Below are 17,438 nucleotides of genomic sequence, written 5' to 3'. Positions count from 1 at the left end.
AGCTAAACTTGTTTTTCCTCGTTAACTCCTTTAAAATGACGTGTGTACCAAATTCAAGTCAGGAGAGAATTTATGAACTCATTTACGCTTTTTAAACATTCACTATTTCAGTTAACTAATCTCCGTCAGGCTAAGAAAATGCCATTTTGGAAAGTCATTTTATATGTTGTTTTTTTAAGTGTCATTCTTGCCCTTCCAATAACAAAACAACTTTTTTCTATAATGCAAGATGTTAGGACTGACGGACAAGAGATTGCCGCAAAATTACCAAATTTTAATATTTCTAATGGGAAACTAAAAACAGCAACGGGCACTGAAGGTTTTATTTACCAAACAAATTCGATTATTTTCACTTTTGATCCTGAAGGAAAACGATCTCTTAGTGATGTAACAGCTGATTCCGTCGGCAACGCTGTTGGTTTAGGTTTTTTACAAGATGAATTTGTGATTACTTTACCTAATTTAGGAACTGCAGATTCATTGCTAGGCTCCAATCAATTTGAAGTTCCTTATTCTAAAGGTTCCTTAGACGGTTTAAATAGTAAAGATTTGAAAGATGCTTTAGATGAAGCGAGTATTCCTTTTTGGATAAAACTAGTTGTGTTTGTTTTTACTTTATACCCAACATTTATTAACTTGATTATCAATTTACTTATGATCGCAATCGGCGCAAATCTATACAGTAAGATTCGTTTGTACAAACTGCGATTTTTAGATTGTTTAAAAATCTCAATCTATTGCGCGACACTCCCGGTTATTTTCAGTAGTATTCTTCACCTTATTAATCAATCTTTCGATGATAGCTTTTTGATTGTTTTTATTTCTTTGTTGATATTCTTCTTTGCTACTCGCAAAGAACAACGACAAGAGCCACCTTTAGTATAATAGTGAATCGAAGCAATTGATCAAGTCTTAAACTTTTCTTACATTCTCTAGTATACAATTATGTGATAAAATAAATCATGAATTATACTTGCTTAAACGTAATCACCAAAATAATAGTTCCGCAATAAGGAGAGAATCATTATGGGAGAATTGACCCATCGTAAAAATACACGTCAAGTTAAGGTTGGAGATTTAACAATTGGCGGAAGTGATGAATTATTTATTCAAAGTATGTGTACAACAAAAACACAGGATGTTGAAGGAACAGTTGCTCAGATCAAACGTTTGGAAGATGCAGGGTGTCAAATTGTTCGTGTAGCAGTGCCAGATGAAGCAGCGGCTGACGCTTTGGGTGCTATTAAAAGTCAAATATCAATTCCATTGGTTGCTGATATTCATTTTGACTATCGTTTAGCCCTGAAAGCGATCGAACAAGGGGTCGATAAAATACGTATCAACCCTGGAAATATCGGACGAAAAGATCGTGTAGAAAAAGTTGTTACCGCATGTAAATCTAAAGGAATTCCAATCAGAATTGGTGTTAATGCAGGTTCTCTAGAAAAAAAATTCTTGCAACGATATGGTTATCCTACAGCTGAGGCAATGGTGGCCAGCGCTGTCGAGCATATTGAAATACTTGAAGATTTAGAATTTTATGATATTATCGTTTCATTAAAAGCTAGCGATGTTAACCTAGCGATTGACGCTTACACTTTAGCAGCACAAACGTTTGATTATCCTTTACATTTAGGAATTACCGAAGCTGGAACAAAATTTTCTGGCGGAATAAAGTCTGCAGCAGGCCTTGGTGCATTACTGTCCCGAGGGATTGGAAATACTTGTCGCGTCTCATTATCAGCCGATCCTGTAGAAGAAATCAAAGTCGCTAAAGAAGTCTTAAAAGCATTCGGCCTAACAAGCAATGCCGCTACGTTGATTTCTTGTCCAACTTGTGGACGAATCGAAATTGATTTGATTCCAATTGCTAATGAAATTGAGGAGTATATCGAAAAAATTAAAGCTCCAATCAAAGTAGCTGTTTTAGGCTGTGCTGTTAACGGACCTGGTGAAGCTCGGGAAGCTGACATCGGAATAGCTGGTGGAAATGGCAAAGGGATGCTTTTTAAAAAAGGGAAGATCATTCGTACAGTTCCAGAAGAAATCATGGTTGATGAGTTAAAAAAAGAAGTTGATAGTCTTGCAGCAGCATATGCTCGTGGCGAAAAAATATAATTTATACGCTTCTCAAAAAAGATTGAAACGAGCAATAGTTCAATCTTTTTTTGTTTGGGAGTCTTTTTTGTTACAATGGATTAGCGAGGGGGAATCAATATGAGACAACCACTAATCTATATTTACGAACAGATGAAAGAAGAACAAGTTGAGACAATCAGAAAAAGTGCTCCTGATTATATTGTTATTGATACTAAAAAAGACCTATCACAAATGATCGAGGATGACATTGAGATTATGTTAGGTTGGGATAAAGAATTAGGACAGCGCTTATTAGATTCTGAAACAAGTCGTTTAAAATGGGTCCAATCTATTTCTGCTGGCGTGGACACATATGATTTAGACCGTTTTTCTGAAAAAGGCATCTTATTATCCAACGCCAGCGGTATTCACAGTACTTCAATTTCAGAACATGTTTTAGGTGTTCTACTAACTGAGTTTAGAGGCCTTCGGACCAGTATTAATAATCAAGCAAAAAAAGAATGGACAAGAGAGAATATTTCCTATCAGCAACTGTCTACGCAAAAAATGCTGATTGTCGGCACTGGACATATTGGACAACAACTTGCTAGCTTTGCCCAAGGATTAGGTATTCAAACATATGGCGTAAATACTTCTGGTCATGTAACGAATGGCTTTATTGAATGTTATTCTCATAAAAATATGAGTCGTATCGTGAATGAGATGGATATCGTTGTGAATATTCTTCCTCTGACAGATGATACATATCAAATGTATAACGAGCGAATGTTTCTTGCCATGAAACACGGAACTGTCTTTGTGAATGTTGGGCGCGGTTCTTCTGTTAACACAGTTGACTTGATTCATGCGCTAAATGCAAACCAGTTAAGATTTGCTGCTCTGGATGTGTTTGAAGAGGAACCTTTACCTGAAGACAGTCCCTTATGGGAGATGGAGAATGTTTTGATTACTCCCCATATATCTGGTTTAACTCCTGGATTCAAGGCCAAACTATTGACAATTTTCACGCAAAACCTTAAACAATTTCTGAAAGATAGTACGTTAGCGAAAAATGAAATATCTTTGCATCAAGGATATTGAACTAAATCGAAAATACTGATTCGAATCATTATGAAAAGATTCAAATCAGTATTTTTATTTTTGTTGATCTTTTTCTGTTTCCTTTACAAGATAAATCGGACGTTTTTTTGTTTCCAAGAAAATTTTCCCAATATATTTTCCAATAATTCCCAGACAAAGCAACTGCAATCCGCCAACAAATAAAATAATACAAACCATTGATGGCCAGCCGTTAGTAGGATCTCCTTTGATAATCGTTCTAAAGAAAATAATTAACATCGCCATGACTGATCCCACACATGAAAAGGCTCCAACATAAGAAGCAAGGTTCAGCGGTACTTCTGAAAAGTTGACAATCCCATCGATAGAATAACTTAATAAGCTCCAAAAAGACCACGAAGTAGAACCCGCTACACGTTCCCGGTTTTCATAAGAAAGATACTCTGTGTTAAAACCAACCCAACTAAAAATCCCTTTTGAAAAGCGATTATACTCAGTCAGTTCTAAGATAGCATCTACCATTTGACGTGTCATTAAACGAAAATCCCTAGCACCATCAACCATTTCTGTTTCGCCTATTTTATTAACTAATCGATAAAACATTCTAGCAAAGAAACTGCGGATAGCAGGTTCGCCTTCACGATCACCTCGTCTTGTGCCAACGCAATCCAATTCTTTATTTGTCTCTAGTATTTGAATCATTTTAGGTAACAATTCAGGTGGATCTTGTAAATCCACATCCATCACTGTAATTAAGCTTCCATTAGCTTCTTTAAGTCCTGCATAAAGTCCTGCTTCTTTCCCAAAATTTCTAGAGAAAGAAAGATAACGAACTTTCTCAGGATGCTCCTTGTATAATTTTCTTAGCGCACTTAGGGTCTGATCTTTTGATCCATCATTAATAAATATGTACTCTATGTTATGTTGAATTTGTGAACTTACTTTCTCCACTTCTTCAAAAAACAACGGAATTGATTCCTCTTCATTGTAACAAGGAACAATAATTGATAGCATAAAATTTCCTCCAAAAAAGTATTCTTTTTTGATTATAGCATACATCCACAACAGAATAATAATAAAATTAAGGGTGTTGAGCAAAAGTAAAAACCACTTTCATTTCATACCTAAATACAAGTAAGCAGCAAAACTAAATATAGCCTTTCAGATGTCTCCAAAAAATAGCGACAAGAAAAAGAATAAATTTTCACAATATAAATAACATGCATTTTTTTATTTTTCATAAAATACGATTATAGGAACTATAGCATATATAGCGTTTACAAACGGAGATCAGACTATTAGAACTGCTTTAAATAATCATTCCGCTTTTTATTTATCTTTATTTTCTAATTGAAATACCGAGAATAAATGGTTATTATATAAAGAGAGTCCGTATTTTCTATCTACAATATATTATCTTTTGTGAATTACATAACCTTTATATCCGAAAAATCACAATTAATTATCGAAGGGAGACTAAATATGCTAGAAGACATTTTATTGGATGATGTTGCACAACGTAAAATAAGCGTTTTTAAACACTTATTGACTACAGCTGATGGTACATATAGCGTTCATTATTTTGAACAATTCACAGATTTTTCTTACGCTCGCTTGAACTCACTATTCTCAGAAATCCATGAGGACCTCATGGAAAAACAAGGTCTTGAGTTATTGACTGATCAAGGAAAAGTACATATTGAGTTAGCCAAGCTGCGTGATATTCCATATTCTCAATTTTTATTTCGCAAAAGTTTGCCCTACAAATTTTTACTAGCAACAATTTTAGAAAAAAATTACACAATTGAACATTTTTGTAGAGATCACTTCATTAGCCGAGCTTCAATTATAAGAAGGCTTCAGCCACTAATTAATTATTTAAAGGATTTCGATATTCAATTAAATTGTTCAAAACTCCAACTTGCTGGAAAAGAAAACTTGATTCGTATCGTTTATTTAAATATATTTTGGATCGCATCATATGGGGAGGATCTTTTTTTAGCTTTAAATGAAACGAAAAGGGGCTTTGATTTGTTTGACCAGGAAGACCATCAATGGATGACTTACGCGGAACCTAGAGAATGGTATTTACTTACAACAATCTCACAATTACGAATCCAAAAGAAACATTTCATTATTGAACCCCCTTTTAAGCAATTAGTTTTTCCAAAAACAAGTACATCGTTTGTTAGAAAATTAGAACAAGCAAAGGTTCCTCAGCATTTTATAGAAAGAGAGTTTACTTTTCTTTCATTCATGATGTTTTATTGGAATATCTATTTTTATGCAGATGATCCTAGACTTCGCCATGTAAAAGAATATATGAAAAGTGATCAGCAGCCATTAGGTAACCTAATTGAACTTTTCGAAGCATTTTACTCTCCTTTATTTTTGGAAAATAAATTATCTGATAATGAAAAAGACGTACTAAATACGAATATATTTACTACTTGTTTGAATCACCTTGCAATAAAAGGTTCCTTACCGATCGCTATTAATTTTATGGAATCTTGCGTGAAAGAACAGAATCCCTTGTATGAACCTCTTTCTAGAAAAGTCAGAATATTTTTAAATGAAATTATTTTAAATCCAGAATTTGCTTGGATAAATAACTGTTTAGATGATTTAGTTTATATCTGTTCGTTTTTATTACTTCCCTTTTATGAACGAAGTAATCCAAAATATCAATTGAATGTAGGCATTATTTTATCGCCAAATGCTATTTTTCTGCAATCTCTCTTTGATTTTTTGGAACAAATTTCATTTATCTCCGTCTCATTTGTTTCTTCAACCTCTGAGGAAAAATATGATTTTTACATAGCAGCATCAAAACTCTTACTGCCAGATAAAATCCAGAAAAGTGGTAATTTCCAGATAATCCCAATATCCCCTGCATTAGATTATCAAGTGGGTCTTATCGATACTTTACATAAAAGATATACAGTAAAATCTTCTTCTTTAACTAGTTGATAAGTGTGTTTTGTTTCAGCTACAACATATATACGAAGATTGGGACAAAAGCATTTATTTAGTTTTAGAGGATGAGGCAAAAGTAAAAAGTACTTTTGCCTCATCCTCTTTTTATCTTTTAAATGATTTGAAAGCTGTTTGAGCTATTGTTTCAAGTCTTCTTCATTTTTAGCGAATTTATATTTTGGTTCGTCTTTTTCCTCGTCATAATCTACCGATAAATCATATCCTTTAAAGAACCAATCATCTGTTTCTTCGATGAAATACGTAATATTATCAATCACTTCTTTGACTAACGGCTGATCTGGCGCTTCAACAGACATTGCGATTGAAAAGCCTTCATGAACATCTGTCTTACCATAAATTTTACCATAAAAACGAATGCCGCTATCTGAAGTAACACCTACTTCGTCTTTAAACCATTGTTGCGCACGTGGTGTAATTGCTAATTTCATCTTAAATCCCTCCCGTATAATTAAAAACGCGCAATAGGCTACTCAGCTTTTACTGAAAAACAAGGAAAGTTAAACGAAATACTCTCTATCTTTTTCCAAAATACTGACCTAAACATCTCACTTGTCATTTTAGCATAAAGTCCGGTTTTCAAAGAATAAACTGCTTGTAATTATCCATTCATCTTTTCATCCAACAAATCAACATCTTCTGTTTCACCAACAACTAATAAATTGTCATTTTCTCTAACTATTTCTTCTGCCGCTGGAGATGCAATCACTTGTGATTTAGAGCGACGTATAGCAACGACTGTCAATCCAAAACGCTGACGAAAGTTTAGATCGCCTAACGTTTTACCATAAAATTTCGGATTCGAGACACGAACTTCTGCTAAAGATACTTCGCTTGATAGTTCAATATAATCTAATATATTCCTGGAAACTAGTTTATGCGCTATTCTAATGCCCATATCTCGTTCTGGATGGACAACTAAATCTGCACCAATCTTGTCTAATACTCTTGCATGATATTCATTTACAGCTTTAGCTAAAACGTTTGATACACCCATTTCTTTCACCATTAAAGTAACTAAAATACTCGCTTGAATATCCTCACCTATGGCAACGACGACATGGTCGAAATTGCGAATACCTAAAGATCGCAGTGTTGCTTCATCTTGAGCATTCGCTACAACTGCATGGGTGGCAATATTCATATATTCATTCACTCGATCTTCGTTGCTATCAATAGCTAAAACTTCTTGACCAGATTCGATCAATGTTTGACAGATACTGCCGCCAAACCTTCCTAAACCAATAATTGCAAAATTTTGCTTCATGTTTACTTCCCCTACTGTTAATTTTAATTTAAGTATAACAAACAGACTGACAATTGAACAGAAGAGCTAAAACAAAAATTACTTGGGCTCGAATATCAAGTAGGTAACATCTACATCCACTTGTTCTCTCATCATGTTTCTTGTCAATTAGACAAAACCGCACAATACATTTTGATATGTACTGCGCGGTTTTTGATCCCACTGCTGAGGTGCCTGACTTTTTCACACCATTTATTCGAATTTTATATGATTGAGACAAAATTGTTCACCTTAAATCAGATTCTAACAAATTGCTTATCATTATTTTGCTAAGCCATTTTGAAATGCATAGATCGTTGCTTGTGTACGATCTTCAACATCTAGTTTTGCTAAGATATTCGATACATGAGTTTTAACCGTTTTAAGCGTAATAAACAGCTCATCGGCAATTTCCTGATTACTGCGTCCCTTAGCAATCAGCATCAAAATTTCATGTTCACGGTTTGTCAAATCTTCGTGCAGGACAGGCTCTTGCTTTTTCGTCAAGCGTTCCATCATCTTAGTCGTTACTTCTGGTTCTAAAACGCGTTCTCCTCTAGAAATCGCACGGATAGCATCCGCAATCTCATGAGCCGTTGAGGTCTTCAATAGATAGCCAGCAGCTCCAGCTTCAATTGCTGGGTAAACTTTTTCGTCATCAATAAAACTAGTGACAATAATAATTCGTGCTTGCGCCCAATCTTTTAAAATCGCCTTTGTTGATTCAATTCCATCCATCACATCCATGACTAAATCCATCAAAATCACATCAGGTCGTAATTCTAACGCTTTTTCATAACCAATCTGGCCGTTTTCAGCTTCTCCAACTACTTCAATATCCTCTTGAATCGATAAATACGAGGATACACCTAATCGCACCATCTCATGGTCATCCACTAACAATACTTTGATCACTTGTTATGTCCTCCTTTATTACAGGCACTTTGATCTCAACGCTTGTCCCTTGTTTTTTAAAGCTAATAATTTTGACGATACCACCCATTCCAGCAACACGTTCTCTTATATTTTTCAAGCCGTAACTACCGGCTTTATTATCATTTTCATTCATATCAAAACCTATACCGTCATCCACTAAACGCAATAATACGTTTTTGTCTACTTGATGGAGATAGACTTCAAGTTCTTTGGCTTTGGCATGTCGAAGCGTATTGGATAAGAGTTCTTGAACGATTCTGAATAAATGGTCTTCAATACTATTATTCAAATGAACATCTTCAACATCCCACGTCAATTCAATTTTAATCTTTGTTTGTAACTCTTTCAATAATTGCTCGATCCCTTTACGTAAACTTTTTCCTTCTAAGCTTACTGGACGTAAATGAAGTAATAAGGCCCGCATCTCAGATTGAGAAGCATTGATAATATCTGTTACTGTTACTAATTGTTTTCGGAACATTTCTGGTGTTTCACGGCGTTGTGCTTGCTCATTTAAAGCAGACAGCATCATCATCGCTGCAAATAATTGCTGGCTTACAGAATCATGAAGTTCTCTAGCTAGTCTGTGGCGTTCTTCTTGTAATATTTCTTCTTTAGTTTCTCCATCCATCAATTGCGGACGGCTATTTAATATTTGTAATTCTTTTGACATTTCTAATAATTTCGTTCTGATTTTTAAGATGTCTTGGTCAACTTCTCCAATGTACTGGTCATTGCTAGCATGTGGAACGTTCTTAGTAATGACAGGATTTTCATAACTTCCTCTTGCTAATAAACGAAGTTTCTCTTCAATTTTACCATATTGTGCCTTTTGTACAATAGATACGAGTAAAAAGGTCGATAGTCCAACTAAAAGAGAGATCAAAAGCATATGGAAAATTAACGGAATATAAAATACTTTTCTTTGAAGTAATTCCAATATCCAATTTTTTTGCTTGATCGAATAAAAGTATGAAAACAGTGTAAGTAAAACAACAATAAATGTACTACAAGCAGCATACAAAGAAAGCATCTGTCGAGAAATTTTACCCATCATACCCGAATCACCTCTAGGTCTCCCACCAAGGTATTTGTAATGATTTTCAAGCGGCGGTTATTTGTATCAAAGTCATTACTATAGACTTTTAATGATTCATTTTTCAGATGATATTTTTCTTCTTCAAAGTTAACATTTCCATAGAAAGTCGAATGTTCTAGTGTTATAGCAACACCTAGTGGAACTAAAATTCTTGTGCGACCAAAACCTTTACGAATGATGATAATGCTGTCATCTTTAGGTAGTAGAGTATTCCCTAAATCGACGATTGTATCTCCTGAAAGAACGTCTATATTGATATCGTCCCATTCGTAAACATTGCTACCGATGCGTTCATTGGCAAACCAAGGTCGTTTGAAGCGGCGACCACTTTTCGATTCAACATTCGTCGTTTCCACCATGATCATTTGCTTCTTTCGCCACGGTGCCCGTTGGGTGATATCAACACCTGCGATTTCTACACCTTTTAAACCAATAAATAAAACACCAAATACTAACATCAACCAAAATGCAGGACTATTCATTACCCCAATCAAAATCAAGATAATCCCTAATACTAATTGAAAATTATTGAAATTACTGCGATGGACCTTTTTCAGTGCATAAACAGCACTCAAAATTCCTAATACTAATACTATCGCTAAGCCTGGGTTATGTATAATTTGCCATAAAGCTAATATAAAAAGTAATGCTTCTACTACGATAAAAAAACGCCATGGGTTATTCATTATAATCCCCCTTTCTATAATACTAATTATACCTTGATTCCCTTATTAATGTTAGTTGCTAAAGCCTCATTTTACTATAGGACTTTAGCCCTAATTTCTTTGCAAATAATCGGGATTCATTTGCTATTTAATCAGGTTTAAAGGGCAAGTCAGAACTAATAATAGTTTTGACTCACCCTTTGTCGTTATTAACAGTTTTGTTATCCAACTTTTGTAATTTTTACTTGCATATCTCCACCTGGAGTTGCAATCGTGACTTGATCGTTCAAACGTTTACCAATCAATGCTTGTGCAATTGGTGAATCATTCGAAATTTTACCAGAAAAAGGATCTGCTTCTGCACTACCAACAATAGTGTATTCTTCTTCATCTCCATCAGGTAGCTCAACAAATGTCACTGTTTTTCCAATTGAAACTTCGTCAGAATCAACGCCATTATTGTCAATAATTTCCGCAAAGCGAATCATATTTTCTAATGTAGTAATTTTTCCTTCTACAAATGCTTGTTCATCTTTAGCAGACTCATACTCAGAGTTCTCTGATAGGTCGCCAAAGCTTCTGGCAATCTTTATACGTTCAACGATTTCTTTTCGTTTAACTGTCTTTAATTCCTCAAGTTCTTGTTCTAATTTTTCTTTACCTTCTTGTGTCATAGGAAATACTTTTTCTACCATGTTAATTTCTCCTTCTTAACTTACTACAATGTTTTTATTTTAATTTCATTGAAAAATTCCGCTTTCAATCCAGAAAAGATTACCACGCTTTAAGCAAATTGTAAATAATATTCACTTCATTTTATAAATCTGTTATGAATTTTATCTAATTGTGTACCCTTTCTAGATCTCTTTTGTATTTAAATTCACGAATCCATAGTAAAGCGAAACGAGCCGCCTAGTTTTTAGGTTGGCTCGTAATATATTACGCAAACTTATAGATTATTCACTTTTTTCTGTTTCTGTTTTATTTACATACTGCTCCACAAATTCTTGATGTTGCTCATACGTCTCAGCAAAATAAACATTTCCAGTTGAGGTATCAGCAACAAAATAAAGATAATTATTTGCTATTGGATTTAAAACGGCATTGATTGCTTGCTCACTCGGACTATCAAATGGTCCAGGACCGTAACCAGTATTTTTATAAAGATTATAAGGTGAGTCTACTTCTAAATCTTTATAAGTAACTACTTCCTTATGTTCGCCTAACGCGTACAAAATAGAGATATCTGATTGCAGCGGCATATTAGCTGCAATTCGATTAAAGAATACTTGCGCAATTTTCTTGCGGTCTTCTTCTTTCACGCCTTCTTTTTCCACCAATGAAGCGAGTGTCAGTACTTGTTGGATCGTCATGCCTTTAGCGTGAACCATTGGGCTAAACGGTTCAATCACACTATTAGACTTCGCAATCATTTGTTCAACAAAATCTTCTAGTTTTACATCTTTGTAATAGTCATATGTCGCTGGGAATAAGTACCCTTCAAAATGATAACGAACATCTTTGGCTTCAGCGGCACTCGCTAACAAGTCTGGATATTTTTCTTTCATTGAATCAAAATATGCTTGATTTTTCATCAGTTCAATAAATTGTTCCTTCTTGAAATTAGTATTTTTTTCGATTGCATCTCCAATTTTATCAATATCAAAGCCTTCTGGAATCGTTACTTTTCCATCAGCAAGTTGCGTCGGCTCCGCTGTTCCGCCTTCTCTTAAGAGTGCACCAATTTCGTCTAATGTCATGTCAGGCGCCATTTGATAATAACCTGCCTGAAAATCAGTCAGATTCTTAAATTTCGCATAGTAGTTGAATACCATTCCACTTTTAATGACTTTACTTTCTTCTAAAATATTGGCAATTTTCTTATTCGATGAATCTTCTGGAATGTGTACTTGGACTAGCTTACTATCCTTTTTATCAAGTGGTTGTAATCCTGCATTGACATACTTATAAAAAGTAAAGCCAAAAATGGCAACCACCAATAACAAAACAGAGGCAACGATCAACACAATTCGGCTGACAATGCGATCTTCTCTCTTTCTAGTACGTTTGCTAACATTATCTTCTTTAGGACTTTGGGTGCTTTCAGTCTCTAGCTGTTCTTCCATTGGCTCTGATCGTTTCGCGTGATGCTCTGCACTACGGGAACCAACAGATTCTATTTCATCTAGTTTTATCGGTTCTTCTTTTTTTTCTTGTTGAGATTGGTGCGTTCTATATTCCGCTTCGTTATGCTGCGATACGTTCTGAGCATTATGTTCAGAAGAAGCTGAATCATCATTTCCTATTTCTTCTCCTCGCAAAGAACGCAAGACCTGATCTTTGAATGAAGAATTGGAATGATCTTGATTATTTTGGTTATCTTCTGCCAAAACAAATCCTCCTTACTTTCTATGTATCTTCTTTAACTTTTACCATTATACATGAAAGCTTTTTAAATTTAAACTTTTTTAGAGAAAAGTCACTAACTTGTAAGATTTGTTTTCTTTCTAAAATTAAATAAATAAACTGAGAACTAGCGTCCTCAGTCTTTAACATTCTAACTATTCGGCGCTAAGTGCTGCCATTGTAATATAGTTATACGGTTGGTTGAAGTGTGGCAAGAAGAAAATATCTAGTAATTTTAGTTTGTCGATTGTTACTTTTTCTTCAATAGCCAATGAGAACATATGGATCCCCATTGAAATATCTTCATAAGAAGCCATCTGCGCTCCAACAATTCGGCGAGAACCTTCTTCATAAACAATTCTGATTTTTACTTTGTTATTTTCTTTCATAAAGCCAGGTTTTTGTAAGTCTTCAAATTCAGTATATTTTACTTTTAATCCTAGTTTTTCTGATTCTTGAACGGTTAATCCTGTAGAAACCATGTGGTAGTCGAAAATTGAAATTCCATTTGAGCCTTGCACACCGATAGACTCTAGTGGAGTTCCGCCAACATTATGTGCTGCTACAATTCCGGAACGAACTGCGTTAGTTGCTAAGGCGATATAGGTTGTTTGTTGTACAGCATTTGAGAAGATCGTTGAGCAATCGCCGACTGCATAGACATCTGGATCACTCGTTTGTTGATGTAGATCAACAAGATACGCACCATTGGCAAATAATTCCAAGTGATCTTTACCTAAACCATTATTTGGTCTAAAACCAATTGCATTGATAACAAGATCTACAGCATAGTCTCCTTTATCCGTTATAATTGATTCAACTTTTTCGGTTCCTCTGTATTCTTTAGCTAATTCATTATAATGAAGCTCAATCCCATTATCAGCTAATACTTTATCCATGTCATCTGTGAACCATTTATCATAGTAATTCGGTAAACATCTCTCTGCTGCATCGAATAACAGAACATTCTTACCTCGGCGTTTGGCTGCTTCAGCAATCTCAACACCAATATATCCTGCTCCGATCACTGCAACTGTTTTAACTTCTGCTTTTGCCATTGCAGCATCTACTGTTTGACCATCTTGGAAAAGTTTTAAGAATTCAACATTTTTCAAATCTCTTCCAGGAATCGTTGGGTTGATTGGAGCAGATCCTGTCGCTAAGATTAATTTATGATAGCTTTCCGTAAATTCTTCACCCGTATGTTTTTTGCAATGAACAATTTTTTGATCAAAATCAATGCTTTCAACGGTTGTTTCCATAAAGATTTTAGCCCCTTTTGCTTCAAAGGCTTCTTTATTCGTATAAAATAAATTTTCGTACGATTCGATTTGACGTCCTACCCATAATGCTGTTCCACAACCTAAATAGCTAAGGTTCGTATTTCTATCGATCATTACGACTTCTTGATCTGGATAAGTATCCAGCAACGTGTTTGCTGCAGCAATTCCAGCGTGATTAGCACCTATAATAACTGTTTTCATTTTACTCATAAGACTCTCCTCCATGTGATATATTGAACTTAATTATAACCGAAGAAAGAGGTTTCTTTTATCAATTTATCCGACTTTCATTAAAATATTTGAGAATTTCTCATTTTTTTCGCTAAATCATCATAATAATTCTAATTTTCATAAAATAAAGATTCCTTTCAGATAAAATAACAGGTAAAATAAACTTATTGAAAGGAGTAGTGCATTATATGAAGATGAAAAAATTATTTTTAGGAATGTTGTCAGTATCGGTGCTATTCTTTTTTTTCGCTTGCACTCCAGCAACAGAAAAAAAAGTTACAGAAACTAAGAGTATTGTCTCAGATGTAGTAGATGAAACAAAGTCACCCTCAAAAAAAGAATTGAAAGAAATTTTGGAAAACACAATTCCAGATACTGATAATCATTTTAGAACAGACGAGGAAGGTTTGGAAGCTTTCGTACGATACGTGGAAGAGTTTGCACCTCTTGTTGAATTAACAATGATAGAAAAAATCAGAAATAGAGGAAAATTTTATTTCACAGAATACCAAATGGATCGATTAAATAAAGCGTTAGATGAAACAACGGCTTTATAATAAAAATGATTCTATTTTTCTGTATAAAACATAGGAATAATGTTCTAAGAGGATAGGACAAGCACCTGCTTTATTTTTTTATGATTATTTTTTCTATTGATCTAGGAGTTGCGACAATATAATTTGCACCAGCAGTTTCTATTTCGGTTCGATTACCGAATCCATACAATACGCCAATACAGGTTAGTTTATTTTCTTTTGCCCCTATCATATCATGGCTACGATCGCCAATCATTACGGTCTCTTTCAAGTTAGTGATTCTAGCTTCGTTTAGTGCATATCGAATAACATCTCCCTTTTTTGAACGCCCACCATCCAAACTAGCTCCATAGATCCCCACAAAATAACGATCCATATCAAAATGAGCTAAGATTTGTTTTGCATAAACTTCTGGTTTAGAAGTTGCGATATAAAGATGACACCCCGCTTGTTTTAAGGTAGTCAATACTTCGATAATTCCATTGTAGAAATAATTTTCATACATGCCTTTTGCTTGGTAATATTCACGGTAAAAAGCCACTGCCTGCTCAGCGGAACAATCATCTAAATAACATATATTTTTAAATGAATCCTTCAAAGGTGGACCTATAAAGGAATATAAATCGGTTTGAGCAGGCACATTTAAATTCATCTTTTTTAATGCGTAGATAATAGAATTAATGATCCCTTCGCCAGAATCTATGATCGTTCCATCTAGGTCAAATAAAATTGTTTTATAGTACATAGAGCGCTCACTTTCTTTTTTATCTTATCATTTAAAAAAATTTGAGACAAAAGCATCTAAAGAAGTTTGTCTGCCTACTCTATTTAGTGTTATTTTTCGTAAACATCCCCCGTATTAATAACGGGCTGAGTTCCTTTATCCGTAATAATCGATACCAGAAGATTGTTGATCAACTGGACTTTACGATCGTCAGTAAAATTGATTTCTTGACCGTCTTCAATTTGTTCCAGAGCCATTTGTGTCATAGAAACGGCTCCTTCAACAATAATTTGTCGTGCGGAAAGAATCGCTTTGGCTTGTTGTCTTTGCAGCATTGCACTAGCAATCTCCGTCGCATAGGCTAAATGATTTAAACGCGTTTCAATGACTTCCACTCCAGCAACAGCTAAACGTTCTTGCAATTCTTTAGCCATTTCCTCTGAAACTTCCGTTGTATTGCCACGAAGAGTCAAATCATCCTCATTAAACGTGTCATACGGATATTGTGTTGCAATGTGACGAATAGCCGTTTCACTTTGGATTTCTATAAAATCTTGGTAGCGATCTACATCAAACAAAGCTTTAGCCGTATCAACTACTTTAAATACAACAACTGCAGAAATTTCTACAGGGTTCCCATCTGAATCATTTACTTTTAACAAGGAGCTGTTAAAATTGCGTACTTTTAATGAAACATTGATTTTTTGAGTTAAAGGCGTTGTCACAAATAAACCATTCTCTTTGATTGTGCCTAAATATTGTCCGAAAAATAAGATTGCTTTGGCTTGATTTGGACTAACAATTGTTAATGAACTTAAAAATAAAGCTGAAACCCCCCACAATACTAAACCAATCGTGATCATACCAATACGTTCGTCTATTACCCCACTATACATAAAGTATCCACCAATAATAATTAAAATAACCAATACGACTAACGCGATATAACCATTAATATGAAACGTTTTTTTCTCTTCCATGATTATCCACTACTTTCTTTTTTTCATTTACTATCCTTATAGTACTCCTCTTTATTCTTTCCATCAATAGTTAGGATAAGAGAAAAGAGTTGCTTAATTCTTAGTTTAGATGTAAACTTACTTTTAGTAAGTAAAAAACAATAATTATCAATTTGGAGGTTTTATATTATGGATACACAAATTAGAGGAATTCATCACGTTACAGCTATTACATCGAGTGCAGAAAAAATCTATCGCTTTTTTACAGATACTTTAGGATTACGTTTGATCAAAAAAACAGTCAATCAAGATGACATTGAAACGTATCACCTTTATTTCACTGATGATCTTGGTTCTGCTGGTACTGATATGACCTTTTTCGATTTCCCTGGCATCCCACAAGGCAGCAAAGGAACAAATACTATTTCCCGTACATCATTTCGTGTTAAAAGCGATGCTTCTTTAGCTTATTGGGTCGATCGTTTTAATGAAAATCAAATCGATCACGGAGAAATTCAAGAACGTTTCGGTAAAAAATATCTTGAATTTGAAGATTTCGACAAACAACAATATCAATTGATCTCTGATGAAAATAATCAAGGTGTAGCTAGTGGAACGCCCTGGAAAAAAACAGATGTTCCAGCTGAACATGCCTTGGTTGGATTAGGTCCCGTCTTTGTTACTGTAGCAGACTTTGAACATATGCAACGAGTTTTAGTTGACGTGTTAGGCTTTAAGTTAGTAGATGCTGAAGGGAGTTTCCATTTATTTGAAGTAGGGGAAGGCGGCAATGGTGGAAGTATCATTGTTGAACATCGTGACGATCTTCCAGATGCACAAGAAGGCTTTGGAAATGTTCATCACTTAGCTCTTCGCGTAGCTGACCAAGATGCTTTACGATTTTGGATCAACAAAATCAACCAACTTCAATTTCCTAGCTCTGGATTTGTTGAACGCTTTTATTTCAAATCTGATTACTTTAGAGCAGCGCCTCATATTTTATTTGAATTGGCTACTGATGGACCTGGTTTCTTAGAAGATGAAACGTATGAAACAGCAGGAGAAAAATTATCTTTACCACCATTTTTAGAAGAAAAAAGAAAAGAAATCGAAGAATTTGTTCGTCCTTTTGACACTTCTGATGCAAATAAAGCACGTTAA

17 protein-coding genes are annotated in these 17,438 nt (G+C 34.7%); 6 read left to right on the top strand and 11 right to left on the bottom strand.

Annotated elements, in window-relative coordinates; all coding sequences use genetic code 11:
- The first annotated feature begins 72 nt into the window (after nucleotides 1-72).
- The 3 genes from AC4BBR_RS03135 (at nucleotide 73) to AC4BBR_RS03125 (ending at nucleotide 3,180) form a co-directional block, all read left to right on the top strand.
- Nucleotides 73-885 (top strand): DUF1189 domain-containing protein, encoded by an 813-nt coding sequence (locus AC4BBR_RS03135; protein WP_490461131.1) that lies wholly within the window; start codon nucleotides 73-75, stop codon nucleotides 883-885.
- A 141-nt stretch (nucleotides 886-1,026) separates the two neighbouring features.
- Nucleotides 1,027-2,118 carry a flavodoxin-dependent (E)-4-hydroxy-3-methylbut-2-enyl-diphosphate synthase gene (gene ispG / locus AC4BBR_RS03130; RefSeq protein WP_490461130.1) on the top strand — a complete coding sequence of 364 codons (1,092 nt, stop codon included), beginning with the start codon at nucleotides 1,027-1,029 and terminating at the stop codon, nucleotides 2,116-2,118.
- 99 nt (nucleotides 2,119-2,217) lie between these two features.
- Nucleotides 2,218-3,180: a phosphoglycerate dehydrogenase gene (locus AC4BBR_RS03125; RefSeq protein WP_490461129.1), complete on the top strand. Its 963-nt coding sequence runs from the start codon at nucleotides 2,218-2,220 to the stop codon at nucleotides 3,178-3,180.
- 54 nt (nucleotides 3,181-3,234) lie between these two features.
- Here the strand turns inward: AC4BBR_RS03125 and AC4BBR_RS03120 are convergent, their stop codons facing one another.
- On the bottom strand, nucleotides 3,235-4,173 hold the full coding sequence (locus AC4BBR_RS03120) for a glycosyltransferase family 2 protein (RefSeq protein ID WP_490461128.1): 939 nt from the start codon (nucleotides 4,171-4,173) through the stop codon (nucleotides 3,235-3,237).
- Between the two features lie 468 nt (nucleotides 4,174-4,641).
- Between AC4BBR_RS03120 and AC4BBR_RS03115 the strand changes: the two genes are divergently transcribed.
- Nucleotides 4,642-6,129, top strand: coding sequence for a helix-turn-helix domain-containing protein (locus AC4BBR_RS03115; RefSeq protein ID WP_490461127.1), 1,488 nt, complete (start codon nucleotides 4,642-4,644; stop codon nucleotides 6,127-6,129).
- 143 nt (nucleotides 6,130-6,272) lie between these two features.
- Here the strand turns inward: AC4BBR_RS03115 and AC4BBR_RS03110 are convergent, their stop codons facing one another.
- The 8 genes from AC4BBR_RS03110 to nox form a co-directional block, all read right to left on the bottom strand.
- Entirely contained in the window at nucleotides 6,273-6,584 is a 312-nt protein-coding gene (locus tag AC4BBR_RS03110) for a HesB/YadR/YfhF family protein (protein ID WP_490461126.1), read from the bottom strand.
- Between the two features lie 170 nt (nucleotides 6,585-6,754).
- Nucleotides 6,755-7,420: a potassium channel family protein gene (locus AC4BBR_RS03105; protein WP_490461125.1), complete on the bottom strand. Its 666-nt coding sequence runs from the start codon at nucleotides 7,418-7,420 to the stop codon at nucleotides 6,755-6,757.
- A gap of 300 nt (nucleotides 7,421-7,720) precedes the next feature.
- Nucleotides 7,721-8,353, bottom strand: coding sequence for a response regulator (locus AC4BBR_RS03100; protein WP_490461124.1), 633 nt, complete (start codon nucleotides 8,351-8,353; stop codon nucleotides 7,721-7,723).
- On the bottom strand, nucleotides 8,328-9,431 hold the full coding sequence (locus AC4BBR_RS03095; RefSeq protein WP_490461123.1) for a sensor histidine kinase: 1,104 nt from the start codon (nucleotides 9,429-9,431) through the stop codon (nucleotides 8,328-8,330). The genes AC4BBR_RS03100 and AC4BBR_RS03095 overlap by 26 nt, the downstream gene beginning before the upstream one ends.
- Nucleotides 9,428-10,159, bottom strand: a complete 732-nt coding sequence (gene liaF, locus AC4BBR_RS03090; protein ID WP_490461122.1) for a cell wall-active antibiotics response protein LiaF — start codon at nucleotides 10,157-10,159, stop codon at nucleotides 9,428-9,430. The genes AC4BBR_RS03095 and liaF overlap by 4 nt, the downstream gene beginning before the upstream one ends.
- 200 nt (nucleotides 10,160-10,359) lie before the next feature.
- Entirely contained in the window at nucleotides 10,360-10,833 is a 474-nt protein-coding gene (greA, locus tag AC4BBR_RS03085; RefSeq protein WP_490461121.1) for a transcription elongation factor GreA, read from the bottom strand.
- A gap of 261 nt (nucleotides 10,834-11,094) precedes the next feature.
- On the bottom strand, nucleotides 11,095-12,264 hold the full coding sequence (mltG, locus tag AC4BBR_RS03080; RefSeq protein ID WP_490462061.1) for an endolytic transglycosylase MltG: 1,170 nt from the start codon (nucleotides 12,262-12,264) through the stop codon (nucleotides 11,095-11,097).
- 435 nt (nucleotides 12,265-12,699) lie between these two features.
- A complete protein-coding gene (gene nox, locus AC4BBR_RS03075) occupies nucleotides 12,700-14,037 on the bottom strand; it encodes a H2O-forming NADH oxidase (RefSeq protein ID WP_490461120.1) in 1,338 nt (445 codons plus the stop codon).
- A 209-nt stretch (nucleotides 14,038-14,246) separates the two neighbouring features.
- Here nox and AC4BBR_RS03070 point away from each other — a divergent pair, with 209 nt between their 5' ends.
- Nucleotides 14,247-14,615, top strand: coding sequence for a hypothetical protein (locus AC4BBR_RS03070; protein ID WP_490461119.1), 369 nt, complete (start codon nucleotides 14,247-14,249; stop codon nucleotides 14,613-14,615).
- Between the two features lie 70 nt (nucleotides 14,616-14,685).
- Here AC4BBR_RS03070 and AC4BBR_RS03065 read toward each other — a convergent pair whose 3' ends face one another.
- Together AC4BBR_RS03065 and AC4BBR_RS03060 are read right to left on the bottom strand one after the other, a co-directional pair.
- Nucleotides 14,686-15,339 (bottom strand): HAD family hydrolase, encoded by a 654-nt coding sequence (locus AC4BBR_RS03065; protein WP_490461118.1) that lies wholly within the window; start codon nucleotides 15,337-15,339, stop codon nucleotides 14,686-14,688.
- Nucleotides 15,340-15,428: 89 nt separating this feature from the next.
- A complete protein-coding gene (locus AC4BBR_RS03060) occupies nucleotides 15,429-16,298 on the bottom strand; it encodes an SPFH domain-containing protein (RefSeq protein ID WP_490461117.1) in 870 nt (289 codons plus the stop codon).
- A gap of 168 nt (nucleotides 16,299-16,466) precedes the next feature.
- Here AC4BBR_RS03060 and AC4BBR_RS03055 point away from each other — a divergent pair, with 168 nt between their 5' ends.
- The gene (locus AC4BBR_RS03055; protein WP_490461116.1) at nucleotides 16,467-17,438 is read left to right on the top strand and encodes a ring-cleaving dioxygenase; all 972 of its coding nucleotides are present in this window, start codon (nucleotides 16,467-16,469) and stop codon (nucleotides 17,436-17,438) included.

It is taken from the genome of Enterococcus sp. AMC1251 (genome assembly GCF_058216535.1).
The sequence above is the reverse complement of the archived record's forward strand: the minus strand, read 5'-3'. Positions and strand labels throughout refer to the sequence as shown.

Excerpts from the sequence above, each read along its gene's own strand:
- AC4BBR_RS03135 (WP_490461131.1), top strand. The coding sequence starts at position 73 with ATGAACTCATTTACGCTTTTTAAACATTCACTATTTCAGTTAACTAAT.
- ispG (WP_490461130.1), top strand. The coding sequence starts at position 1,027 with ATGGGAGAATTGACCCATCGTAAAAATACACGTCAAGTTAAGGTTGGA.
- AC4BBR_RS03125 (WP_490461129.1), top strand. The coding sequence starts at position 2,218 with ATGAGACAACCACTAATCTATATTTACGAACAGATGAAAGAAGAACAA.
- AC4BBR_RS03120 (WP_490461128.1), bottom strand. The coding sequence starts at position 4,173 with ATGCTATCAATTATTGTTCCTTGTTACAATGAAGAGGAATCAATTCCG.
- AC4BBR_RS03115 (WP_490461127.1), top strand. The coding sequence starts at position 4,642 with ATGCTAGAAGACATTTTATTGGATGATGTTGCACAACGTAAAATAAGC.
- AC4BBR_RS03110 (WP_490461126.1), bottom strand. The coding sequence starts at position 6,584 with ATGAAATTAGCAATTACACCACGTGCGCAACAATGGTTTAAAGACGAA.
- AC4BBR_RS03105 (WP_490461125.1), bottom strand. The coding sequence starts at position 7,420 with ATGAAGCAAAATTTTGCAATTATTGGTTTAGGAAGGTTTGGCGGCAGT.
- AC4BBR_RS03095 (WP_490461123.1), bottom strand. The coding sequence starts at position 9,431 with ATGATGGGTAAAATTTCTCGACAGATGCTTTCTTTGTATGCTGCTTGT.
- liaF (WP_490461122.1), bottom strand. The coding sequence starts at position 10,159 with ATGAATAACCCATGGCGTTTTTTTATCGTAGTAGAAGCATTACTTTTT.
- greA (WP_490461121.1), bottom strand. The coding sequence starts at position 10,833 with ATGGTAGAAAAAGTATTTCCTATGACACAAGAAGGTAAAGAAAAATTA.
- mltG (WP_490462061.1), bottom strand. The coding sequence starts at position 12,264 with ATGGAAGAACAGCTAGAGACTGAAAGCACCCAAAGTCCTAAAGAAGAT.
- nox (WP_490461120.1), bottom strand. The coding sequence starts at position 14,037 with ATGAGTAAAATGAAAACAGTTATTATAGGTGCTAATCACGCTGGAATT.
- AC4BBR_RS03070 (WP_490461119.1), top strand. The coding sequence starts at position 14,247 with ATGAAGATGAAAAAATTATTTTTAGGAATGTTGTCAGTATCGGTGCTA.
- AC4BBR_RS03065 (WP_490461118.1), bottom strand. The coding sequence starts at position 15,339 with ATGTACTATAAAACAATTTTATTTGACCTAGATGGAACGATCATAGAT.
- AC4BBR_RS03060 (WP_490461117.1), bottom strand. The coding sequence starts at position 16,298 with ATGGAAGAGAAAAAAACGTTTCATATTAATGGTTATATCGCGTTAGTC.
- AC4BBR_RS03055 (WP_490461116.1), top strand. The coding sequence starts at position 16,467 with ATGGATACACAAATTAGAGGAATTCATCACGTTACAGCTATTACATCG.